The sequence below is a fragment of the Streptomyces sp. BHT-5-2 genome (assembly GCF_019774615.1).
In the GTDB taxonomy this organism is placed as follows: domain Bacteria; phylum Actinomycetota; class Actinomycetes; order Streptomycetales; family Streptomycetaceae; genus Streptomyces.
Map to the genome: position 1 here is coordinate 129760 of NZ_CP081497.1, position 19156 is coordinate 148915.

At 72.8% G+C, this 19156-nt stretch carries 16 protein-coding genes and 1 pseudogene; 8 read left to right on the forward strand and 9 right to left on the reverse strand.

The features are described from left to right. Window positions 1-44 precede the first annotated feature (44 nt). Complete coding sequence (locus K2224_RS28485) at window positions 45-227, forward strand: hypothetical protein (protein WP_221910076.1); 183 nt, start codon at window positions 45-47, stop codon at window positions 225-227. A 40-nt stretch (window positions 228-267) separates the two neighbouring features. Here K2224_RS28485 and K2224_RS28490 read toward each other — a convergent pair whose 3' ends face one another. Next, window positions 268-1053, reverse strand: a complete 786-nt coding sequence (locus tag K2224_RS28490; protein ID WP_221910077.1) for a hypothetical protein — start codon at window positions 1051-1053, stop codon at window positions 268-270. A 263-nt stretch (window positions 1054-1316) separates the two neighbouring features. Between K2224_RS28490 and K2224_RS28495 the strand changes: the two genes are divergently transcribed. Beyond that, complete coding sequence (locus tag K2224_RS28495; RefSeq protein WP_221910078.1) at window positions 1317-2231, forward strand: oxygenase MpaB family protein; 915 nt, start codon at window positions 1317-1319, stop codon at window positions 2229-2231. 24 nt (window positions 2232-2255) lie between these two features. Here K2224_RS28495 and K2224_RS28500 read toward each other — a convergent pair whose 3' ends face one another. Then, complete coding sequence (locus K2224_RS28500) at window positions 2256-2867, reverse strand: class I SAM-dependent methyltransferase (RefSeq protein WP_221910079.1); 612 nt, start codon at window positions 2865-2867, stop codon at window positions 2256-2258. Continuing rightward, window positions 2779-4359, reverse strand: a complete 1581-nt coding sequence (locus tag K2224_RS28505) for a cytosine permease (protein WP_260693530.1) — start codon at window positions 4357-4359, stop codon at window positions 2779-2781. The genes K2224_RS28500 and K2224_RS28505 overlap by 89 nt, the downstream gene beginning before the upstream one ends. A 270-nt stretch (window positions 4360-4629) precedes the next feature. Here K2224_RS28505 and K2224_RS28510 point away from each other — a divergent pair, with 270 nt between their 5' ends. Further along, window positions 4630-5244 (forward strand): ATP/GTP-binding protein, encoded by a 615-nt coding sequence (locus K2224_RS28510; protein ID WP_221910080.1) that lies wholly within the window; start codon window positions 4630-4632, stop codon window positions 5242-5244. A 73-nt stretch (window positions 5245-5317) separates the two neighbouring features. On the opposite strand, the gene K2224_RS28515 is transcribed toward K2224_RS28510, so the two are convergent. After that, window positions 5318-5746 (reverse strand): PPOX class F420-dependent oxidoreductase, encoded by a 429-nt coding sequence (locus K2224_RS28515; protein ID WP_221910081.1) that lies wholly within the window; start codon window positions 5744-5746, stop codon window positions 5318-5320. 165 nt (window positions 5747-5911) lie between these two features. On the opposite strand from K2224_RS28515, the gene K2224_RS28520 reads away from it, so the two are divergent. Then, a complete protein-coding gene (locus K2224_RS28520; RefSeq protein ID WP_018542989.1) occupies window positions 5912-6331 on the forward strand; it encodes a roadblock/LC7 domain-containing protein in 420 nt (139 codons plus the stop codon). 71 nt (window positions 6332-6402) lie between these two features. Further along, the gene (locus tag K2224_RS28525; RefSeq protein WP_260693531.1) at window positions 6403-7287 is read left to right on the forward strand and encodes a DUF6397 family protein; all 885 of its coding nucleotides are present in this window, start codon (window positions 6403-6405) and stop codon (window positions 7285-7287) included. A gap of 100 nt (window positions 7288-7387) precedes the next feature. On the opposite strand, the gene K2224_RS28530 is transcribed toward K2224_RS28525, so the two are convergent. Genes K2224_RS28530 through K2224_RS28540 form a run of 3 tightly spaced genes read right to left on the reverse strand, consistent with a single transcriptional unit; the run spans window position 7388 to window position 11113 of the window. Beyond that, complete coding sequence (locus tag K2224_RS28530) at window positions 7388-7633, reverse strand: hypothetical protein (RefSeq protein WP_260693532.1); 246 nt, start codon at window positions 7631-7633, stop codon at window positions 7388-7390. A 44-nt stretch (window positions 7634-7677) separates the two neighbouring features. Continuing rightward, window positions 7678-8547, reverse strand: a complete 870-nt coding sequence (locus K2224_RS28535; RefSeq protein WP_221910083.1) for an acyl-CoA thioesterase II — start codon at window positions 8545-8547, stop codon at window positions 7678-7680. A 52-nt stretch (window positions 8548-8599) separates the two neighbouring features. Beyond that, window positions 8600-11113, reverse strand: a complete 2514-nt coding sequence (locus tag K2224_RS28540; RefSeq protein WP_221910084.1) for an RNA helicase — start codon at window positions 11111-11113, stop codon at window positions 8600-8602. Window positions 11114-11384: 271 nt separating this feature from the next. On the opposite strand from K2224_RS28540, the gene K2224_RS28545 reads away from it, so the two are divergent. After that, the gene (locus K2224_RS28545; protein WP_221910085.1) at window positions 11385-12176 is read left to right on the forward strand and encodes a metal-dependent hydrolase; all 792 of its coding nucleotides are present in this window, start codon (window positions 11385-11387) and stop codon (window positions 12174-12176) included. Window positions 12177-12718: 542 nt separating this feature from the next. Here K2224_RS28545 and K2224_RS28550 read toward each other — a convergent pair. Next, a complete protein-coding gene (locus tag K2224_RS28550) occupies window positions 12719-14503 on the reverse strand; it encodes an ABC transporter ATP-binding protein (RefSeq protein ID WP_221910086.1) in 1785 nt (594 codons plus the stop codon). Further along, window positions 14500-16476 (reverse strand): ABC transporter ATP-binding protein, encoded by a 1977-nt coding sequence (locus K2224_RS28555; protein ID WP_221910087.1) that lies wholly within the window; start codon window positions 16474-16476, stop codon window positions 14500-14502. The genes K2224_RS28550 and K2224_RS28555 overlap by 4 nt, the downstream gene beginning before the upstream one ends. Before the next feature lie 303 nt (window positions 16477-16779). Between K2224_RS28555 and K2224_RS28560 the strand changes: the two genes are divergently transcribed. Together K2224_RS28560 and K2224_RS28565 are read left to right on the forward strand one after the other, a co-directional pair. After that, a complete protein-coding gene (locus K2224_RS28560) occupies window positions 16780-17553 on the forward strand; it encodes a hypothetical protein (protein WP_221910088.1) in 774 nt (257 codons plus the stop codon). A 219-nt stretch (window positions 17554-17772) separates the two neighbouring features. Continuing rightward, window positions 17773-19153: pseudogene (locus K2224_RS28565) on the forward strand (cation:dicarboxylate symporter family transporter). Window positions 19154-19156: the final 3 nt, after the last annotated feature.

The following is a 19156-nucleotide window of genomic DNA, read 5'->3' on the forward strand; positions in this document are numbered from 1 at the left end:
GAATACGACAGAGCGCGGCGCACGCCGCGGAAAGGGCGTGAAGGATGTCCACACAGGCGAAGGTCGCGATCGGCGGCGTCGCGGTGGGAGTGCTCCTGCTGTGGTTGCTGCCCTTCTGGGCGGCCGTCTTGGTCATGGTCGGGATCCCGGCCGTCGCGTATCTGACGCTCGACTCCTCCCAGCGGCGCCGCCTGCGCCGGGCCGGCCGCAAGCAGCTCGGGCGCTGAGCCGGCGGCCCCGGTCCGCCCGCCCCGGCTCCGCGGGCCGTCAGACGGGGCGGGCCGCCAGCCCGTCCAACGACGCCAGCAGCCCGGGAAGTTCGGGTCCCCGGCCCACCGGGTGCACCTGCCCCGGCTCCTCGTCCAGCAGGACGAACGCGATGTCGTCGGTGCGGGCCACCATGCTCCAGCCGGGCCCGTCGACCCGCAGCGTACGGGCCTCGCCGGCGGCGAACGACGACCGCACCCGACCGGGCGGCGGCGGCTCGACGACATAGCCGCGGGCCTCCGCCAGCACCCGCCGCACGCCCGCGTGCCGCTCCTCGCCGGGCTCCGCGAAGGAGACCTCGTCGTCCTCCACCTGGGCCCGCCAGGACGCCCACTGCAGCGCTATCTCGTCCGCGCCCAGCCGCCGCTGGGCCGGCCCCCAGTCCGCGGCGTCCGGCGGCGCCAGCGGCGCACGGTCGCCCTCCTGCGGCTCCGGATCGTGCGGCTCCGGCACCCCGGGCGCGGCCACCGCGAGGGCCAGCGGCCACCCCGGGAGCGCCGCGACGATGCCGTCCTCGCCCGGCGACAGGTCGTACTCCATGCCGCAGTCCCAGGCCGCGATCGCGCAGGCCACCAGCGACACGTCCTCGGTGACGACGGTCCAGCGCGCCCCCGTGCCGTCCTGGCCGAGGACCAGCCCGTAGCCCTCCGCATAGGGTTCGAGGGCGAGGCCCGCGCACACCTCGGGGTAGTCGTCGCCGAGCACGCTCGGGAACTGCGCGGGCGTCAGCAGCACCGCCGTCAGCACGAACAGCTGGTCGCTGTCGGCGCTCTCGGTCGTCGGCACGCCGGGCCTCCCTCCATAACGGGTCCGCACTTCGCCGCGCACCCTAATTGGCCGGGTGTCGCCTTGTCACCAGCCGTACGCTGCGCCGATGCCATCCCGTGACGTCGATGAAGGCGCTGTGGAGAACCCCGGTCCGTCGATGCCCCGGTCATCATGCGCAGAAATCCGGCCATTGCGGCCACCGGCCCCTCGCCCGGGACCGTGCGGCGGTGCGCCCGCGCCCGTACTGTGGGAACTTCGGCCGACGAAGGGACGGACAACAGGTGCGGCGCTACGACTGGTTGCGGGAGATCCGACGGCTCGATCCCGAGCGCGACTTCCTGCGGATCCAACGCATCACCTACGCCCACGAATTCCCGTGGGACATCACCAGGGCGCTGGAACTGGCGCTCTACCGCACCTACGCGGTGCCGAGCATCGGGCGGCTGCTCGCCGAGACCGCAGAGCTGACGGACCGTGCGCAGAAGCGCTACGACGACACCGCCCTCCTCCTGGACACCGTCATGGAGCACGGCTTCGACGCCGACGAGGGCCGGACCGCGATCCGCCGCATCAACCAGATGCACCGCAGCTACGACATCACCGACGACGACATGCGCTACGTCCTGTGCACCTTCGTGGTGGTGCCGATCCGCTGGATCGACCAGTACGGCTGGCGGCCGCTGAGCGAGCACGAGAAACGCGCCATGGCCGCCTACTACCGCACCCTCGGCCGCCACATGGGCATCGGTGACATCCCGCGGACCCACGAGGAGTTCGCCCGGTGCCTGGACGCCTACGAGGAGGCGCACTTCGGCTGGGACCCGGGCGCCCGCCGGGTGGCCGACGCCTCCCTGGACCTGATGGGCGGCTGGTACGGACCGCTCGCCCCGGTGGTGCGCGCCGCCAGCAAGGCACTCCTGGACGACGCGCTGCTGGACAGCTTCGGCTACGACCGGCCCCGGCCCTCGGTGCGCACCGCGGTGCGCACCGCCCTGAAAGTGCGGGCCAGGGCCGTGCGGCTGCTCCCGCCGCGCCGTACTCCCCACTACGCCCGGCAGAACCCGGAGATCAAGGGCTACCCCGATGGCTACCGGGTCGCCGAGCTGGGGACCTTCCCCACGCCCCGTCGGCTGGGCAGTTGCCCCGTTCACCCCGTGGGCGGCGACGCTTCCCAGGAGGACCCGGCTTCGTCCTGACCGGTTGCGGTCCGTCCGGGCGCCTCACCCCCGGCGGACCGCCAGCGCCAGATAGCGGGCGTCCTCGTCGACGTACCGGACGAGGTCCCAACCGCTGCCGGCCAGCAGGGGACGCAGGTTGGGTTCGGCCCTGAGGTCGCCGGGGGTGAGCGGGTGCCCCTTGCGGGCCGCGAGGGCCGCCCGCCCGACGGGGTGGAAGAGCGCGAGCCGACCACCGGGGCGGACCACCCTGGCGAGTTCGGCCAATCCTGCCCCGGAGTCGGGCAGATGGGAGATCAGCCCGGCGCCGAACACCGCGTCCAGCGCGGCGGACGGCAGCGGCAGCCGGGTCACGTCGGCGTGCAGCAGGGCCGCACAGGCGTCGCGTCCGGCCCGTACGGCGGCCACCAGCATCTCAGGGGTGAGATCGGCCCCCAGTACCGTCCCACGGGCCCCCACGGCCGCTCTGAGGGCCGGCAGGGCGCGTCCGGTGCCGCAGCCGGCGTCCAGTACCCGCTGACCCTCGCACAGGCCCAGTTCGGCAACGCCGGCGGCGTAGGCGGGGCCGTCATCGGGGAACTTGGCGTCCCAGCCGGCGGCGCGTGCGCCGAAGAACGCGCGGACGTCGTGCGGGTGACTGGTGGGCAGACTGTTCATCGGTCTCCTCAGGTGCGGTGGGACGGTGGGCCAGCGGCGCGGTGACGGCGTAGAGGACGCCCGCGACGAGCAGCGCGGCCACCACCCCGATGTTCATGGCGCCCGGCGTGCCGTGCGCGGCACGGTCGGTGAGCAGAAAACCCACGGCCCGGGCGATGTTGGGATCGGCCGAGGTGACCAGGCCGAGCCCGACGACGCTGGCGACGGTGAGCGAGAGGACCGCGGGCCACCCTGCGGAGGGTGCCGCCGACGGCCCGGAACGGGAGCGGCGGCCGCGCCACCGTGCCACCAGGAAGACCGCGGTCCACGCGGCCATCGCCACCCCCACGACGGACAGGAACGCCTGGAACGTGGCGAAGAAACCGGGCGAGACGAACAGCACGTACCAGCCGCCGACGGCCATCAGCGCCCCGTCCACCAGCACCGCCAAGTGCCGGCGTACGGGCACCCCGAGGGCCAGCAGCGACATCCCCGAGCTGTAGATGTCCATGATCGCCCCGGAGGCGAACCCGCCGATGGCGGTCAGCAGATAGGGCACCAGGAACCACGTGGGCAGTGCCGCGGCGAGCGCGCCCACGGGGTCCGCGGCGGCCGCGGCGGCGAGCTTCGGGTCGCCGGCGTTCAGCAGTACCCCGAAGACCAGCAGCACCACGGGGGCGAGCACTCCGCCCAGAGTCGTCCAGCCGGTGATCGCCCGGCCGCTGCTGTCGAGGGGAAGGTAACGGCTGTAGTCCGCACCGCAGTTGACCCACCCCAGCCCCAGCAGGGTCATCGCGAAGACCACGCCCCCGACGGCCGTGCCGAAGCCGCCCGGCCGGCCCTCCAGGAGCGCGGAGGGGTGGATCCGGCCGGCCGTCAGCACCATGTAGGCCACGGTCATCACCGTGATGGCGGCGGTCAGGTACTTCTGCACCTTCATGATCAGCGCGTGCCCGTAGACGCCCACGACCACCACCGACACTGCGGTCACCGCGAAGCACAGCGCCTGCGCCCCGGTGGTCGGCGTCCGCCCGTCCGCCCGGGCGAAGAGCGCCGGCGAGACGCGCGCCAGGACGGTGGCGCCGCCCAGGGAGGAGAGCGCGACCAGCACCGTCTCCCAGCCGACGTTGGAGACGTAACCGAACACGGTGGGCAGCTTGTTGCCCTGCCGGCCGAACGCGGCCCGCCCGATGGCCATGGTGGGCGCCCCCGTCCGCGCCCCGGCCACCGACACCAGGCCGACCAGGACGAACGACAGCACATAGCCGACCGTCCCGGTCACCACCGCCTGCCAGGCATTGAGGCCGAGACCCATGACGTAGATCCCATAGGCGATGCCGAGCAGCGACAGCCCGGAGGCGGCCCACGGCCAGAACAGCGAACGGGGCGTGCCGTGCCGCTCGGTGTCCGGTACCGGATCGATGCCGTTGCGCTCCACGGCCGACGCCGAGGTGTTCGACCCGGTGGGCGTGGTGTGCCGCTCCGGTGACCGGGGGGCCTGCTGCTGCGTCATGCGCACATGATTCCCCATGGACGGCATCGCCGGGGAACGTCTGTACGGAGACGGCCGCGCGCTGCGACATGGCCGAAAACCCCGTCGTGAAACGACGGCAGGACGGCTTTCCCGAATCCGGGGAAATCCCGATCAGCGGGAGGTACGGTCCTCGCCAAGGATTGCCGGACGGCACACGGTGCCGCCCCCGGCCCCGTTGCTGCGCCCTGGATCCGCCCCCTCCCCGCGCCGCGCGCGACCCCGCCCCCCGCACCCCGAAGGAGACGGCCGATGAACGCCGTACAAGGGACCCCGGAGGCAATAGCCCCCGCCCCCGCCCCCGAACTGGCCCTGAAGGTCTTAGTCGCGGGCGGATTCGGAGCGGGCAAGACGACGTTGGTGGGCGCGGTCAGCGAGATCCGCCCGCTGCGCACCGAGGAGCGCCTCAGCGAGGCCGGCCGGGTGGTCGACGACAACGGGGGAGTGACGGGGAAGACCACCACCACGGTGGCGATGGACTTCGGCCGGATCACCATCAGGACGGGGCTCTCCCTGTACCTCTTCGGCACCCCGGGCCAGGACCGCTTCTGGTTCCTGTGGGACGACCTGTCGGAGGGCGCCCTGGGCGCCGTGGTGCTGGCCGACACCCGGCGGCTCCAGGACTGCTTCACGACCGTCGACTACTTCGAGCGCCGCGCCCTCCCGTTCGTGGTGGCCGTCAACTGCTTCCCGGGGGCCGGGTTCTACGGGGCGGACGAGGTCTCCCGCGCCCTGGACCTGGACCGCGGTACGCCGGTCGTGCTGTGCGACGCCCGGGACCGCGACTCGGGCAAGGAGGTGCTGGTCCGGCTCGTCGAGCACGCGGGGCGGAGGCACTCCGGCCGGCAGCCGGGGCCGGTGGGCTGAACCGCCCGGAGGACGGAGCGCCGACCGCTCGCCGGGGACAGGGAACGCCGGAGGGTCCGCACACCCCGCGGGCTCAGTCGGCGACGTCGGCGAGCGCCACCACCTTGTCGATGCGGACCCGCACCACCAGTTCACCCGGGACGCCGTTGCGGGCCCCGTACTCCTCCGCACGCTCCTCGCCCATGTACCGGGCCGCGATCCGGGTCGCCCAGTGCCGGACCTCCGACAGCTCTTCGCCGAGCTCCGCCGTGCCCTGCACGACCACGAACGCGAACGGCGGCCGGTCGTCGTCGACGCACAGTGCCACCCTGCCGTCGCGGGCGAGATTGCGGCCCTTGACCGTCTCCTTGCCGGTGTTGAACACCAGCGCGTCGCCGTCCAACAGGAACCACACCGGCGCGATGTGCGGGCTGCCGTCGGCCCGCACGGTCGACAGTTTTCCGGTCCGGGTGCCCTCGGAAAGGAACGCCCGCCACTCGTCCTTCGTCATTGTGTGTGCCATGCCGCCATCCTCGCCGCCGGTGGAATCCGGAGGTACAGGGCACGCCGGTGCGCGGAGCCGCTTGCCGAGACGGCGGAGGTGGGACAGGCTGGCACGGCGGCCCGCGACGGGCTGCGGACTGCCGTCCGGCCACATCCGCGGACGGGGACACGGGGAGGAACGGGCATGGCACTGAGCAGCGGACTCGACTGGCTGCTGGACGACCTGACCAAACGGGTGGAGAAGGTTCGGCACGCCCTGGTGCTGTCCAACGACGGCCTGGTGACCAGCGCGAGCCAGGGACTGGAGCGGGAGGACGCCGAGCATCTGGCGGCGGTCGCCTCGGGACTGCACAGCCTCGCGAAGGGATCGGGGCTCCACTTCGGGGTCGGGCGGGTGCGCCAGACCATGGTCGAGTTCGACGACGGGGTGTTGTTCGTGACGGCCGCGGGGGACGGCAGCTGCCTGTGCGTGCTGGCCGGTGCCGACTCCGACATGGGCCAGATCGCCTACGAGATGACGCTGTTGGTCAACCGCGTCGGGGAGCATCTGGGCGTCGCGGCCCGCCGGCCGGAGAGTTATCCACAGGCATCAGGCGAGCGTTGACACACTGTCACCGCCCGCGGCTATCGTCGTAACCGTCAGTGATCGACGACTGAGTCGCAGGGGGAAGCACCATGACGGTGACAGTGATGTGTGACGGGCGGCAGACGCTCTCGACGGCGCGTGCCGCCCAGGAACTCGAGCTGCGGACCGGTGAGTTCGAACTCGCCACCCAGCTCGGAGAAGTACGGACGGTCCCGGCCGAGCCCGACCGCCGGCCGGGAAGCGCCGGGCCGCCCGCCCGACGCCGGGTACCGGCGGAGGAGATCGCCCGGCTCCAGGCCGAGCCGGGCTTCCCGGAGAGCCTCCGGGCTCGTGTCCGCGCGGTCACCACCAACGAGGCGGCCGCACTGATGGGTATCGGCCCCGGCCGGGCGCTGCGGCTGACCAGGGCCGGTTGCGTGGGCCCCGTCCGCTTCTATGTGAACCGCTTCGGCGCGGTGGTCTGGCTCTATCTCGCCTCGGAGATCGCCGAGTTCGCCGAGCGCGAGCCCGAACTCCTGCGGGGCAACACCCCCGCCGCGATGCGGGTGATGCTCACCAGCGGACAGGACTGGCGGGCCCGCCAGTGGCGCAGCCGCCGGGTCGCCCAGCTGATGGGACGGGCCGAGGACCCGTGGGAGTCGGCCGCGGTGATCGCCGCCGTCCTCCCGCCGGAAGAACTCGCCTCGGTGGCCGAGGACCCGCTGGAGCGCGACCTGCTGCGCCGCCTCCGGCCCGTCCTCGCCTCGATGATCACGGCGACGCCGGCGGCCCGGCAGGCATTCGAACGGACCCTGACGGCCGAGGAGTTCGACGAGGTGCTGTGGTACCGCGTCAATCTCTCCCGGTCCCTGGAAACCGCCCGCCGCGAGGATCCCGGCCGGGTCCGCCCCGGTCGGCCGTCGAGCCGGGGGGCGTGCCAGGAGAACAGCCCGGTCTGGACGTCGGAGGCCAGAAACCTCTTGCCGCGCCGGTAGTGCCGATGGGGCCGCCGGGCTGCGGTGCGGGGTGGTACGCGGAGCCGGACCGGACAGGAGAGTCGCCGGGCGGCTGACGGCGGATGCCGACCGCCGTCGGTCAGCCGCGCGGCTCCCCGGGGTCGGCGCGGTCCGCCACCACGGTCCGCGCGATGGTGGACAGGGTCAGCGTCCGCCCCTCGCCGACGACCAGCCAGCCCTTCTCCAGCAGGGACTGCAGCAGGGGCCGGACCTCGTCGCCCAGTTCGTCCGCCAGGTCGTCGTCGGTGGGCGGCGCGCCCGCCCGGAGGCGGCCGGCGAGACGCCGGACGACGGTCTCCTCCGCCGCGCTGATGCTGAAGTCCATGAGGCCAGCGTAGGAGGGGCCGGCGCCCGCCGCCCAAGAGCCCCTCACCCGTCGAGCCGGCGGAACAGCCCCTCCTGCACGACGGACACCAGCAGTCGGCCGGCGCGGTCGTAGATGCGGCCGCGGGCCAGGCCCCGGCCGCCGGTGGCGACGGGCGACTCCTGGTCGTAGAGGAACCACTCGTCCGCCCGGAAGGGGCGGTGGAACCACATCGCGTGATCGAGGGAGGCCATGTCGAAACCACGCGGGCCCCACAGGGGCTCGATCGGGATGCGGACCGCGTCCAGCAGCGTCATGTCGCTGGCGTACGTCAGGGCGCAGGTGTGCACCAGCGGGTCGTCGCCCAGGGGGCCGACGGCGCGCATCCAGACCGCGCTGCGCGGTTCCGCGCCCTCGATCTCGTCGGGCGTCCAACGCAGCCGGTCGACGTACCGGATGTCGAACGGCTGCCTGCGGGCCATCCGCTCCAGCGCCTCGGGCAGGCCGCCCAGGTGGGCGCGGACCTCTTCCGAGACGTTCGGCAGTTCTTCCGGGTCGGGGACGGCCCGGCGCATCGGCAGTTGGTGTTCGAAGCCGGTTTCCGGCTTGTGGAAGGAGGCGGTCAGAGTGAAGATCGTGCGTCCCTGCTGGACGGCGACGACCCGGCGCGTGGTGAAGGACCGCCCGTCGCGCACCCGCTCGACCTGGTACACGATCGGCACCCCCGGCCGGCCCGGCCGGAGGAAGTACGCGTGCAGCGAGTGGACCGGGCGGTCCCCTTCCGTGGTCCGCCCGGCGGCCACCAGCGCCTGGCCGGCGACCTGCCCGCCGAAGACCCGCTGGAGGCTCTCGTGCGGGCTGCGGCCCCGGAAGATGTTCACCTCGATCTGCTCCAGGTCCAGCAGATCGACCAGCTTCTCGGCCGGATTCGTCATGACCGGTGGCCCTCCGTCGTCTCCTTCGGCGGCCTCGGTCGAAGCCGTCGGCTCACAGCTGTCCCACGTCGGTGACCCGGACCACCGCGCGCCCCTCCTCGTCGGACGCTGCCAGGTCCACCTCGGCCGAGATGCCCCAGTCGTGGTCGCCCTTCGGATCGGCGAAAGTCTGCCGCACCCGCCACAGCCCGTGCGCGGTGTCCTCCTCGATCCGCAGGAGTTTCGGGCCGCGGGCGTCCGGGCCGGTGCCCAGCTCCTCGTACTCGTCCCAGTAGGCGTCCATCGCGTCACCCCAGGCGTCGGCGTCCCAGCCGGACTCGCCGTCCAGCTCGCCGAGTTCCTCGACCTTGTCCAGCGCCGCGAGCTCCACCCGGCGGAACAGCGCATTGCGGACCAGCACCCGGAAGGCCCGCGCGTTGGCGGTGACCGGCCGTACCTGGTCGGCCCGCTCGGCCGCCTGGTCCGCGGTCTCCTCCTCCGGGTTCGCCAACTGCTCCCACTCGTCCAGCAGGCTGGAGTCGACCTGGCGGACCATCTCGCCCAGCCACGCCACGATGTCCTGGAAGTCCTCCGACTTCAGATCGTCCGGCACGGTGTGGTCCAGCGCCTTGTACGCACTGGCCAGGTAGCGCAGCACGATGCCCTCGGTGCGCGCCAGCTCGTAGAAGGAGGTGAACTCCGTGAAGGTCATGGCGCGTTCGTACATGTCGCGGATGACCGACTTCGGGGACAGCGGGTGGTCGCCGACCCACGGGTGGCTCTTGCGGTAGAGGCCGTAGGCGTGCGAGAGCAGCTCGTCCAGCGGCTTGGGGTACTCGACGTCCATGAGGCGCTCCATGCGCTCCTCGTACTCGACGCCGTCGGCCTTCATCTGGGCGACCGCCTCGCCGCGCGCCTTGTTCTGCTGGGCGGCCAGGATCTGCCGCGGGTCGTCCAGCGTGGACTCCACCACCGAGACCATGTCCAGCGCGTACGACGGCGACTGCGGGTCGAGCAGGTCGAACGCGGCCAGTGCGAACGTCGACAGCGGCTGGTTGAGCGCGAAGTCCTGCTGGAGGTCGACGGTGAGGCGGACGATCCGGCCCTCCGCGTCCGGCTCCGGGAGCCGCTCGACGATCCCGCCGTCCACCAGCGAGCGGTAGATCGCGATGGCGCGGCGGATGTGCCGCAGCTGGTTCCGGCGCGGCTCGTGGTTGTCCTCCAGCAGCCGCCGCATCGCCTCGAAGGCGTTGCCCGGCCGGGCGATCACCGACAGCAGCATCGCGTGCGTCACCCGGAAACGCGAGGTCAGCGGCTCGGGGTCGGAGCCGATGAGCTTCTCGAAGGTGTTCTGGCTCCAGTTGACGAAGCCCTCCGGCGCCTTCTTGCGGACCACCTTGCGGCGCTTCTTCGGGTCGTCGCCGGCCTTCGCCAGCGCCTTCTCGTTCTCGATGACATGCTCCGGGGCCTGCGCCACCACGAAGCCCGCGGTGTCGAAGCCGGCCCGCCCGGCGCGCCCGGCGATCTGGTGGAACTCCCGCGCCCGCAGGGTCCGCACCCGGGTCCCGTCGTACTTGGTCAGCGCGGTGAACAGCACCGTGCGGATGGGGACGTTGACGCCCACGCCGAGCGTGTCGGTGCCGCAGATCACCTTGAGCAGACCGGCCTGCGCCAGCTTCTCCACCAGCCGCCGGTACTTCGGCAGCATGCCCGCATGGTGTACGCCGATGCCGTGCCGGACGAACCGGGAGAGGTTCCGCCCGAACTTGGTGGTGAACCGGAAGTTGCCGATGAGCTTGGCGATCTCGTCCTTCTCGGCGCGGGTGCACATGTTGATGCTCATCAGCGCCTGCGCCCGTTCCACGGCGGCGGCCTGGGTGAAGTGCACGATGTAGACCGGGGACTGGCGGGTCTCCAGCAGCTCGGTCAGCGTCTCCGTCATCGCCGAGCTGCGGTACTCGTACGACAGCGGCACGGGCCGGGTCGCGGAGCGGACCACCGCGGTGGGCTTGCCGGTGCGCCGGGTCAGGTCCTCCTCGAAGCGCGACATGTCGCCGAGCGTCGCCGACATCAGCACGAACTGCGCCTGCGGCAGCTCCAGCAGCGGGATCTGCCAGGCCCAGCCGCGGTCCGGTTCGGCGTAGAAGTGGAACTCGTCCATCACGACCTGGCCGATGTCGGCGTGCTTGCCGTCACGCAGCGCGATCGAGGCGAGCACCTCGGCGGTGCAGCAGATCACCGGGGCGTCGGAGTTGACCGAGGCGTCGCCGGTGAGCATGCCGACGTTCTCGGTGCCGAAGAGCTTGCACAGGTCGAAGAACTTCTCCGAGACCAGCGCCTTGATGGGCGCGGTGTAGAAGGTGACCTGGTCGTTGGCGAGGGCGGTGAAGTGCGCGCCGGCCGCCACCAGGCTCTTCCCGGAGCCGGTGGGGGTGGACAGGATGACGTTCGCCCCCGAGACCACTTCGATCAGCGCCTCCTCCTGGGCAGGGTAGAGCGCGATGCCCTGCTGTTCGGCCCAGCCCGAAAAGGCTTCGAAGAGGGCGTCGGGGTCGGCGGTGTTCGGCAGATGATCGATGAGGGTCACGCCCCCCATACTGCCTGCCTTCGGCCCGGATCCGGGAACTGGTGCTCCGGAAGGAGATCAACCGGGCCCCGGCGGCGGCTCCGGAGGCTGGATCGGCACCCCCGCGCGGCGGGACCCGGACCCCTCGCGCACGGGCGTGTACGGATCGTGTTCAGTGCGTCGCCCGGTCGTGCCGCGGTGTGGCACCCGCTCCACTCCCGGAGATCATCTGACGCTACGCTGAGTTGCCGATCAGGCGTCAGAAGCGCAGAACAAGGGGTGGGGAACGACCATGATGGGACCGGCGCACTCGCTGTCCGGAGCCGCGGCCTGGCTGGGGGTGGGGGCGGCGGCCTACGGCGCCGGTTATCCGATGCCGTGGCCCGTTTTGGTCAGCGGTGCCTTGATCTGTGCCGGAGCGGCCCTCGCTCCGGACCTCGACCACAAGGCTGCCACGATCTCGCGCGCCTTCGGGCCGCTCTCGCGTGGGCTGTGCGAGATCGTCGACACCCTCTCGCACGCTGTCTACAAGGCGACCAAGATGCGCGGCGACTCGCACCGTGCGGGCGGCCACCGGACGCTGACCCACACCTGGCTGTGGGCGGTGCTGGTCGGCGGCGGGATGTCGCTGCTGGCCATGGTGGGCGGGCGCTGGGCGGTGCTCGGCATCCTCTTCGTGCACATGGTGCTCGCCATCGAAGGGCTGCTGTGGCGGGCGGCGCGGGTCTCCAGCGATGTGCTGGTGTGGCTGCTCGGCGCGGCGTCGGCGTGGATACTGGCCGAGGTGATGGACCAGCCGGGGCAGGGCGCGAGCTGGCTGTTCGCCGAGCCGGGGCAGCAGTACCTCTGGCTCGGCCTGCCGATCATGCTGGGTGCGCTGGTGCACGACATCGGCGACGCGCTGACGGTCTCGGGCTGCCCGATTCTGTGGCCCATCCCGATCGGCCGCAAGCGCTGGTACCCGCTGGGCACGCCGAAGCCGATGCGCTTCCGGGCCGGCAGCTGGGTGGAACTGAAGGTGCTGATGCCGGCGTTCATGCTGCTGGGCGGGATCGGCGCCCTGGGGGCGATGGGCTACATCTGATCTGTCCGACCGCTCTGGTCCCCCTGATCCGTCTGATCTGTGCGATCGGGCCGGGCCGGTGCCCCGGTCCGGTGCCGTTGCCGAGTCGCGCCCTGCGGCCTCGTGGGGCGTCACCTGCGCAAGGGCCGCACTTTCGTCGGTGTCGGCCGGCTCCGCCGAAACGGCAGAGCCGGCCGAAATGGTGGATGTGGCGTGTAGGCGACCGGAGCGCCGCCGGCCGCTGGCCGACAGGCGGTGGTGCCTCCGCGGCCGGTTCGCTGACAGTGCGTGAGGAGACCGGACGTGGTGGCACCGGTCCGGGTGGGCGGAGTCGTGGTGACGCAGCGTGTCGTCGGGCACCTTGGGGCCTCGGGCACCTCGGGGAGTCGCCGGGAACGGGGCGCGGGGCATGGCCGCAGCACCACCTGCGGCGTCTGCGGCGTATGCGGTGCTCCGACGGGCCTGCGCCCGGTGTCAGCCGGGGGAGCGGCGCCCGCCCGGCAGTGGTTCGCCGGGCGGGGTCTGACGGGTCGTGGAGATTGGGGCCGGGCGTCCGCCGTGGGTCAGCCGTGCCAGGAGCGCCACAGTGCCGCGTAGGCGCCGCCGGTGGCGACGAGGTCGCGGTGGCTGCCCAGTTCGGTGATCCGGCCGTCCTCGACGACCGCGATGACGTCGGCGTCGTGGGCGGTGTGCAGCCGGTGGGCGATGGCCACGACCGTGCGTCCGTCCAGCACCCGGCCCAGCGAACGTTCCAGGTGGCGGGCGGCGCGCGGGTCCAGGAGCGAGGTCGCCTCGTCCAGTACGAGGGTGTGCGGATCGGCCAGGACGAGGCGGGCCAGCGCGATCTGCTGGGCCTGCGCCGGCGTCAGGGCCGTGCCACCGGAGCCGACCTCGGTCTCCAGACCGTCGGGCAGGGCGCGGGCCCAGGCGTCCGCGTCCACCGCGCCCAGCGCCGCCCAGAGTTCGGCGTCGGCGGCGTCCGTGCGGGCCAGCAGCAGGTTGTCCCGCAGCGTGCCGACGAAGACGTGGTGCTCCTGGTTGACCAGCGCGACGTGTTCCCGGACGCGTTCGACGGGCATCGCGGAGAGCTCGGCACCGCCCAACGACACCGAGCCGGCCCGCGGGCCGTAGATGCCCGCCAGCAGCCGGCCCAGGGTGGACTTCCCGGCGCCGGACGGGCCGACCAGCGCCACCCGGCTGCCCGGGCGGACACTCAGCGAGACCTGCCGCAGCACGTCCACGCCGGCGCGGTAACCGAAGCTGACGTCCTCGGCGCGCACGTCCCGGCCGCCGGGGACCACCGAGGCGTCGGCGGCCTCCGGTTCGATCTCGCGCACGCCGACGAGCCGGGCCAGCGACACCTGGGCCACCTGGAGCTCGTCGTACCAGCGCAGGATGAGGTTGACGGGGTCGGTGAGCATCTGCGCCAGCAGCGCGCCGGTGGTCAGCTGCCCCGGCGTGAGCCAGCCGTGCAGCACGAACACCCCGCCGAGCGCCACGACCGTGCCGAGGACCAGTACGTGGGTGACGTTGATGACCGGGAAGAGCACCGAGCGGAGGAAGAGGGTGTAGCGCTCCCACTGGGTCCAGGTGCGGATCCGGTGCTCCGACAGGGCGATCCGGCGGGCACCCATACGGTGTGCCTCGATGGTGCGGCCGGCGTCCACGGACTCGGTGAGGACGGCCGAGACCGCGGCGTACCCGGCGGCCTCGGAGCGGTAGGCGGACGGTGCACGCTTGAAGTACCAGCGGCAGCCGACCAGCAGCACCGGCAGCGCGATCAGCACGGACAGCGCCAGCGGCGGCGCGGTGGCGGCGAGCCCGCCGAGCAGCAGACCGGCCCAGACGACGCCGATCGCCAGCTGCGGCACGGCCTCCCGCATCGCCTCGGCGAGCCGGTCGATGTCGGTGGTGATCCGGGACAGCAGATCTCCGGTGCCGGCCCGCTCCAGGACGCCCGGCGGCAGCGCCACCGACCGGACCAGGAAGTCCTCGCGGAGGTCCGCCAGCATCCGCTCGCCGAGCATCGCCCCGCGCAGCCGCACCATGCGGACGAACACGGTCTGGACGACCAGGGCGAGCGCGAACAGGGCCAGTGTGCGGCCGAGTTGGATCTGCCCGCCGCGGCCGGCGGACAGGTCCTCGACGAGGCCGCCGAGCAGATACGGGCCGGCCATCGAGGCAACGACCGCGACGGCGTTGACGGTGGCCAGGAGGGTGAAGTCCCGGCGGTGGCGGCGGATCAGCTCGGAGGCATAGGCGCGCACCGTCGCCGGCGAGCCCACCGGCAGGGTGGCGGCGGTCCGGGGCGTGCCGGGGTCGTGCTCCGGCGGAGCCAGGCCGATCATGCGGACTCCTCTAGGGCGGTGTGGTCGGGGCGGGGCGCCGGCGGGCCCGGGACGGGGTCCGGTGCGCGGGTGACGACGGCGCGGTATTCGGGGTGGGTGCGCAGCAGTTCGCGGTGCGGGGCCTCACCGGCGACCTTGCCCTCCTGGAGGAAGACGACCTGGTCGGCGCGGTCCAGGAGCAGCGGGCTGGAGGTCAGCAGCACGGTCGTGCGGCCCGCCCGGATGTCCCGCAGGCCGTCGGCGACCCGGGCCTCGGTGTGGGCGTCGACGGCGCTGGTCGGTTCGTCCAGCACCAGCACCTCGGGGTCGGCGACCAACGAGCGGGCCAGGGCCAGCCGTTGGCGCTGGCCGCCGGAGAGGGACCGGCCGCGTTCGGTGATGTGGGTGCGCATCGGGTCGCCGGAGTCGTCGGCGGACGCCTGGGCCAGCGCGGCCAGGACATCCCCGCACCGGGCCGCGTCGAGCGCCGCGGCCGTGGTCACCCGCCCCGAGGCCGGGACGTCGAAGAGTTCGCCGAGGGTCCCGGAGAGCAGCACCGGGTCCTTGTCCTGGACGAGGACGGCGGTCCGGGCGGTTTCGCGGGGGAGGTCGTCCAGCGGGACCCCGCCGAGGACGACGGAGAGCTGACGGTACGGCTCCGTTTCGCGGTCGTCCGCCCGGTGGCCGTCCGTCTCGCGGTCGTCCGCGCCGCGGTCGTTCGTCCTCCGGTCGTCCGCCTCCTGGCCGTCGGCGCCGGTGGCCACCGGGACCGCGGCACCGTTCTCCCCGGCCCCGGTCATGGCCGGAGTCGGGCCGGTGTGCGGGGGATGTCCGCCGAGGCGTTCGGCGAGACGTCCCGCGGCGTCGGGGTCGCCGCACACCACGGCGGTCAGCCGGCCGGCCCGGGCGGTCAGCCCGCTGGCCGGGTCGTGGAGGTCGCCGGACAGGGCTTCCGGGTCGGCGGGGAGCCCCTCGGGGCCGGCCGATCGGCCACCGGTCGGGCGGCTCAGTGCCAGGACGCGTGCCGTGCGCCCGGCCGACGGACGGGAGAACGACCACGCCATGGTGATCTCCTCGAAGTGGCGCAGCGGGTACAGCAGGAAGGCCACCGCGCCGTAGATGGTGACGAGTTCACCGACCGTGATCCGACCGTCGAGGGCGAGCCGGACGCCGTGCCAGACCACCGCGATCAGCAGCAGGCCGGGCAGGGCGACCTGTATGGCCGAGATCAGCGACCACATGCGGGCACTGCGGACGGCGGCCCGGCGGACCTCCTGGGAGGCGCTGCGGTAGCGGCCGAGGAACAGCTCCTCGCCGCCGATGCCGCGCAGCACCCGCAGCCCGGCGACGGCGTCCGAGGCGAGTTCGGTGGCCCGGCCGGCCTTCTCGCGCTGGACGTCGGCGCGTCGGGTGGCCGGCGGCAGCAGCGGGAGGACGGCCAGGGCCAGCAGGGGCGTGCCGAGGGCCACGATGAAACCCAACTGCGGCTGGTAGACGACGAGTGCCAGGCAGACGCCGACCGAGGCCACCAGGGCCGCGCCGAAACGGGAAAGCGTCTCGACGAACCATCCGATGCGCTCCAGGTCGCCGGTGCTGACGGCGACGATCTCGCCGGCCGCCACCCGCCGGGTCATCGCCCCGCCCAGTTCCGCGGTCTTGCGGGCGAGCAGCTGCTGCATCCGGGCCACCGTGACGATCCAGTTGGCCACGGCCGCGCGGTGCAGCATGACGTCGCCGGCCGCGACCAGCGCGCCGAGCAGCGCCAGCAGGCCGCCCGCCAGCGCCAGCCGGGCCCCGTCGCCGTCCACCGCGGCCTGCACGGCGAGGCCCACCGGCAGCGGGAACGCGGCCGTCGCGGCCATGTGCACCAGCCCCCAGAAGAGGGCCTTGGCGTGCCCGCCGAGTTGCTGACGGCACAGCCACACGAGGAATCTGCCGCCCGTGCGGACGTCGGGGACGCCGGGGTCGGGGTGGGGAAGATCGCGAATGCGCATGATGTCCAAGGAGTCGTCGCGGCGAGTGGAGGTCGGCCGAGCGTCTCGGCGGACCGGGGGAGGTGGTGTGGTCGTCGGCGGTGGGGCGGTGGCGCGTCCTCCGGGCAGGCCGATATGGCCTCGCGCCCCGCGATGGCGGGCCCCGGCGCGAGCGGAGGCACAGGGAAGGGTGGCGTGCCGGGCGGCCCGACTTCAAACGGTTTTCCCTGAAAGGAGGTAAAGCCGAGGGATCTCCCGCGTTCGTGCAGGACGGCGGGCCCGGCGGCTGACCGGTTGTCAGCGGGTGGTGGCAGCATGGACGGCATGCGGACAGTGCGTGGTGCGGTACGGGCGGCGGCGGTGGCCGCGGCGGCGACGGTCCTCCTGGCGGGGTGCGGAGCCGGTGGCGAGGACGGCAGGAACGGCCAGGACGGCAGGGGTTCCGGGGGCAAGGGGGCCGGCGCGCTCGAGCGTCCCGGCGGGGGTGCGGCCGCCGCGGGCTCGGACACCAGCCGCCGCGGGGAGATCCCCGAGGTCGGCCCCGCCCTCCGTTCGCGGATCCCGGCCGCCACCCGTCAGGTCGTCGCGGTCCACGGCGCGGGGCCCGACTCCCCGGACTCGACGGTGGAGTTGTACGAGAAGGGCGCCGACGGGTGGGTCCGCAAGGGCAGTTGGCCGGCGCACAACGGACGGCGCGGCTGGACGGTGGACCACCACGAGGACGACCAGCGCAGCCCGGTCGGGGTCTTCGCGCTGACCGACGCGGGCGGTGTGCTGCCCGATCCCGGGACCCGGCTGCCCTACACGCACTCGACGGCCTTCACCCCGCCCGCCTACTGGTCGAAGAACACCCGCCACGACTTCGACTACGTGGTGGCCATCGACTACAACCGGGTCGCCGGGACGTCCCCGTTGGATCCCACGCGTCCTCAGGGGCAGTCCAAGGGCGGCGGGGTCTGGCTCCATCTGGACCACGGCAGCGGGACGTCGGCCTGTGTCAGCGTGGCGAAGTCCGCGATGGAGGCGCTGCTGCGGGCGCTCGATCCGGCGCGGCACCCGGTGGTGGTGATGGGGGACCGGGCGCATCTCGCCGGCTGAACCCGCTGCTCCCGCCCCGGAGGGCGGCGGGCAACGGTCGGCGCGCAGCAGCCAGGGGGGCGGCGGACGGAAGGTGGGCGGCGGCCGCTCCTTGGATCAAGCTCCAAGATTTCCGGGGAAGTTGCACGGTCCTCTTTCGGCAGTAACGACAACCGGCCATAGTGACGGGCCGCGGAAGTTTGTTTCCGCATTTCAAAACCCGTCCATGGAGGAGTGCCTGTGCCGCACGCCACCGGAAGCCTCGCCCGCCGCGCCGGGCGGGTGCTGCGTACCAGCCTGTTCGTCCAGGTGCTGCTCGCCCTGCTGCTCGGTGTCCTGGTCGGGCGCCTCTGGCCGCAGGCGGGCACCTCGCTCCAACCGCTCGGCGACGGCTTCGTCCGCCTCATCAAGGCGGTCATCTCCCCGCTCGTCTTCTGCGTCGTCGTCGCCGGGATCACCAAGGCCGGGGACCTCAGGTCGTTCGGCCGGATCGGCGTCAAGGCGCTGATCTGGTTCGAGGTGGCGACCAGCATTGCCCTGGTCGTGGGCCTGTTGGCGGGCAACGTCTTCAGCCCGGGCGCCGGGATGCACGTCGATCCGGCCTCCCTCGACAAGGGGGCGGTGGACGCGAAGACCGGTGGCGGAAAACTGCCCTCCCCGGCCCAGTTCGTCCTGGAGGCGCTGCCCAACAGCGCGGTCGGCGCGTTCGCCGAGAACTCGCTGCTCCAGGTGCTGGTCCTGGCCTGCCTGGTGGGCGCGGCGCTGCTGCACCTCGGGCAGAAGCGGGTGCCCCAGTTGCTGCCGCTGATCGAGCAGACCCAGGACGTGGTCTTCACCATCGTCGGCTACCTCATGCGGCTCGCCCCGCTCGCCGTCTTCGGGGCCACCGCCCATCTCGTCGGCCAGTACGGGCTGGGCGCGATGTCGACGTACGGCAAGCTGATCGCGGTCTGCTACGGCGTCGCGCTGGTCTTCCTCGTGCTGCTGGGGCTGGCCCTCAAGGCCGTCACCGGGCTCAGCCTGTGGAAGTTCGTCCGCTACACCCGCGAGGAGCTGCTGCTGGCGCTGGGCACCGGCTCCAGCGAGACGGTGATGCCGCTTGATGATGCAGAAGCTGCGGGCGGCCGGCTGCCGGGACGACGCGGTCGGTCTGGTGCTGCCCACCGGCTACTCCTTCAACCTCGACGGCGCCGCCATCTACCTCTCCGTCGGGACGCTCTTCATCGCCCAGGCCATCGGCGTGCACCTCTCGCTCGGCCAGCAGATCACCGTCGTCCTGGTGCTGATGCTGACCAGCAAGGGCATGGCGGGGGTGCCCGGTTCGGCGTTCCTGGCACTGTCCGCGACCGCCTCCGCGCTGGGCGTCATCCCGGCCGCCGCGGTCGCCCTGCTGCTCGGCGTCGACCGGATCATGGACTCCATGCGGGTGGCGACCAACCTGCTCGGCAACTGCGTCGCGGTCTTCGCGGTGTCCCGCTGGGAGGGTGCGCTGGACCGGGTGACGGCGAAGCAGGTGCTGGCCGGCGCCGCCCCGTCCGGCCGGGTACGGCAGCAGTCGGCCACCGCACCCGTCGACCGGGACGAGCCGGACGGCGCCGCCCTCGCCTCCGGCGAGAAGTGACCC

Excerpts from the sequence above, each read along its gene's own strand:
- K2224_RS28485 (WP_221910076.1), top strand. The coding sequence starts at position 45 with ATGTCCACACAGGCGAAGGTCGCGATCGGCGGCGTCGCGGTGGGAGTG.
- K2224_RS28500 (WP_221910079.1), bottom strand. The coding sequence starts at position 2,867 with ATGAACAGTCTGCCCACCAGTCACCCGCACGACGTCCGCGCGTTCTTC.
- K2224_RS28505 (WP_260693530.1), bottom strand. The coding sequence starts at position 4,359 with ATGACGCAGCAGCAGGCCCCCCGGTCACCGGAGCGGCACACCACGCCC.
- K2224_RS28510 (WP_221910080.1), top strand. The coding sequence starts at position 4,630 with ATGAACGCCGTACAAGGGACCCCGGAGGCAATAGCCCCCGCCCCCGCC.
- K2224_RS28515 (WP_221910081.1), bottom strand. The coding sequence starts at position 5,746 with ATGGCACACACAATGACGAAGGACGAGTGGCGGGCGTTCCTTTCCGAG.
- K2224_RS28520 (WP_018542989.1), top strand. The coding sequence starts at position 5,912 with ATGGCACTGAGCAGCGGACTCGACTGGCTGCTGGACGACCTGACCAAA.
- K2224_RS28525 (WP_260693531.1), top strand. The coding sequence starts at position 6,403 with ATGACGGTGACAGTGATGTGTGACGGGCGGCAGACGCTCTCGACGGCG.
- K2224_RS28530 (WP_260693532.1), bottom strand. The coding sequence starts at position 7,633 with ATGGACTTCAGCATCAGCGCGGCGGAGGAGACCGTCGTCCGGCGTCTC.
- K2224_RS28535 (WP_221910083.1), bottom strand. The coding sequence starts at position 8,547 with ATGACGAATCCGGCCGAGAAGCTGGTCGATCTGCTGGACCTGGAGCAG.
- K2224_RS28545 (WP_221910085.1), top strand. The coding sequence starts at position 11,385 with ATGATGGGACCGGCGCACTCGCTGTCCGGAGCCGCGGCCTGGCTGGGG.
- K2224_RS28550 (WP_221910086.1), bottom strand. The coding sequence starts at position 14,503 with ATGATCGGCCTGGCTCCGCCGGAGCACGACCCCGGCACGCCCCGGACC.
- K2224_RS28555 (WP_221910087.1), bottom strand. The coding sequence starts at position 16,476 with ATGCGCATTCGCGATCTTCCCCACCCCGACCCCGGCGTCCCCGACGTC.
- K2224_RS28560 (WP_221910088.1), top strand. The coding sequence starts at position 16,780 with ATGCGGACAGTGCGTGGTGCGGTACGGGCGGCGGCGGTGGCCGCGGCG.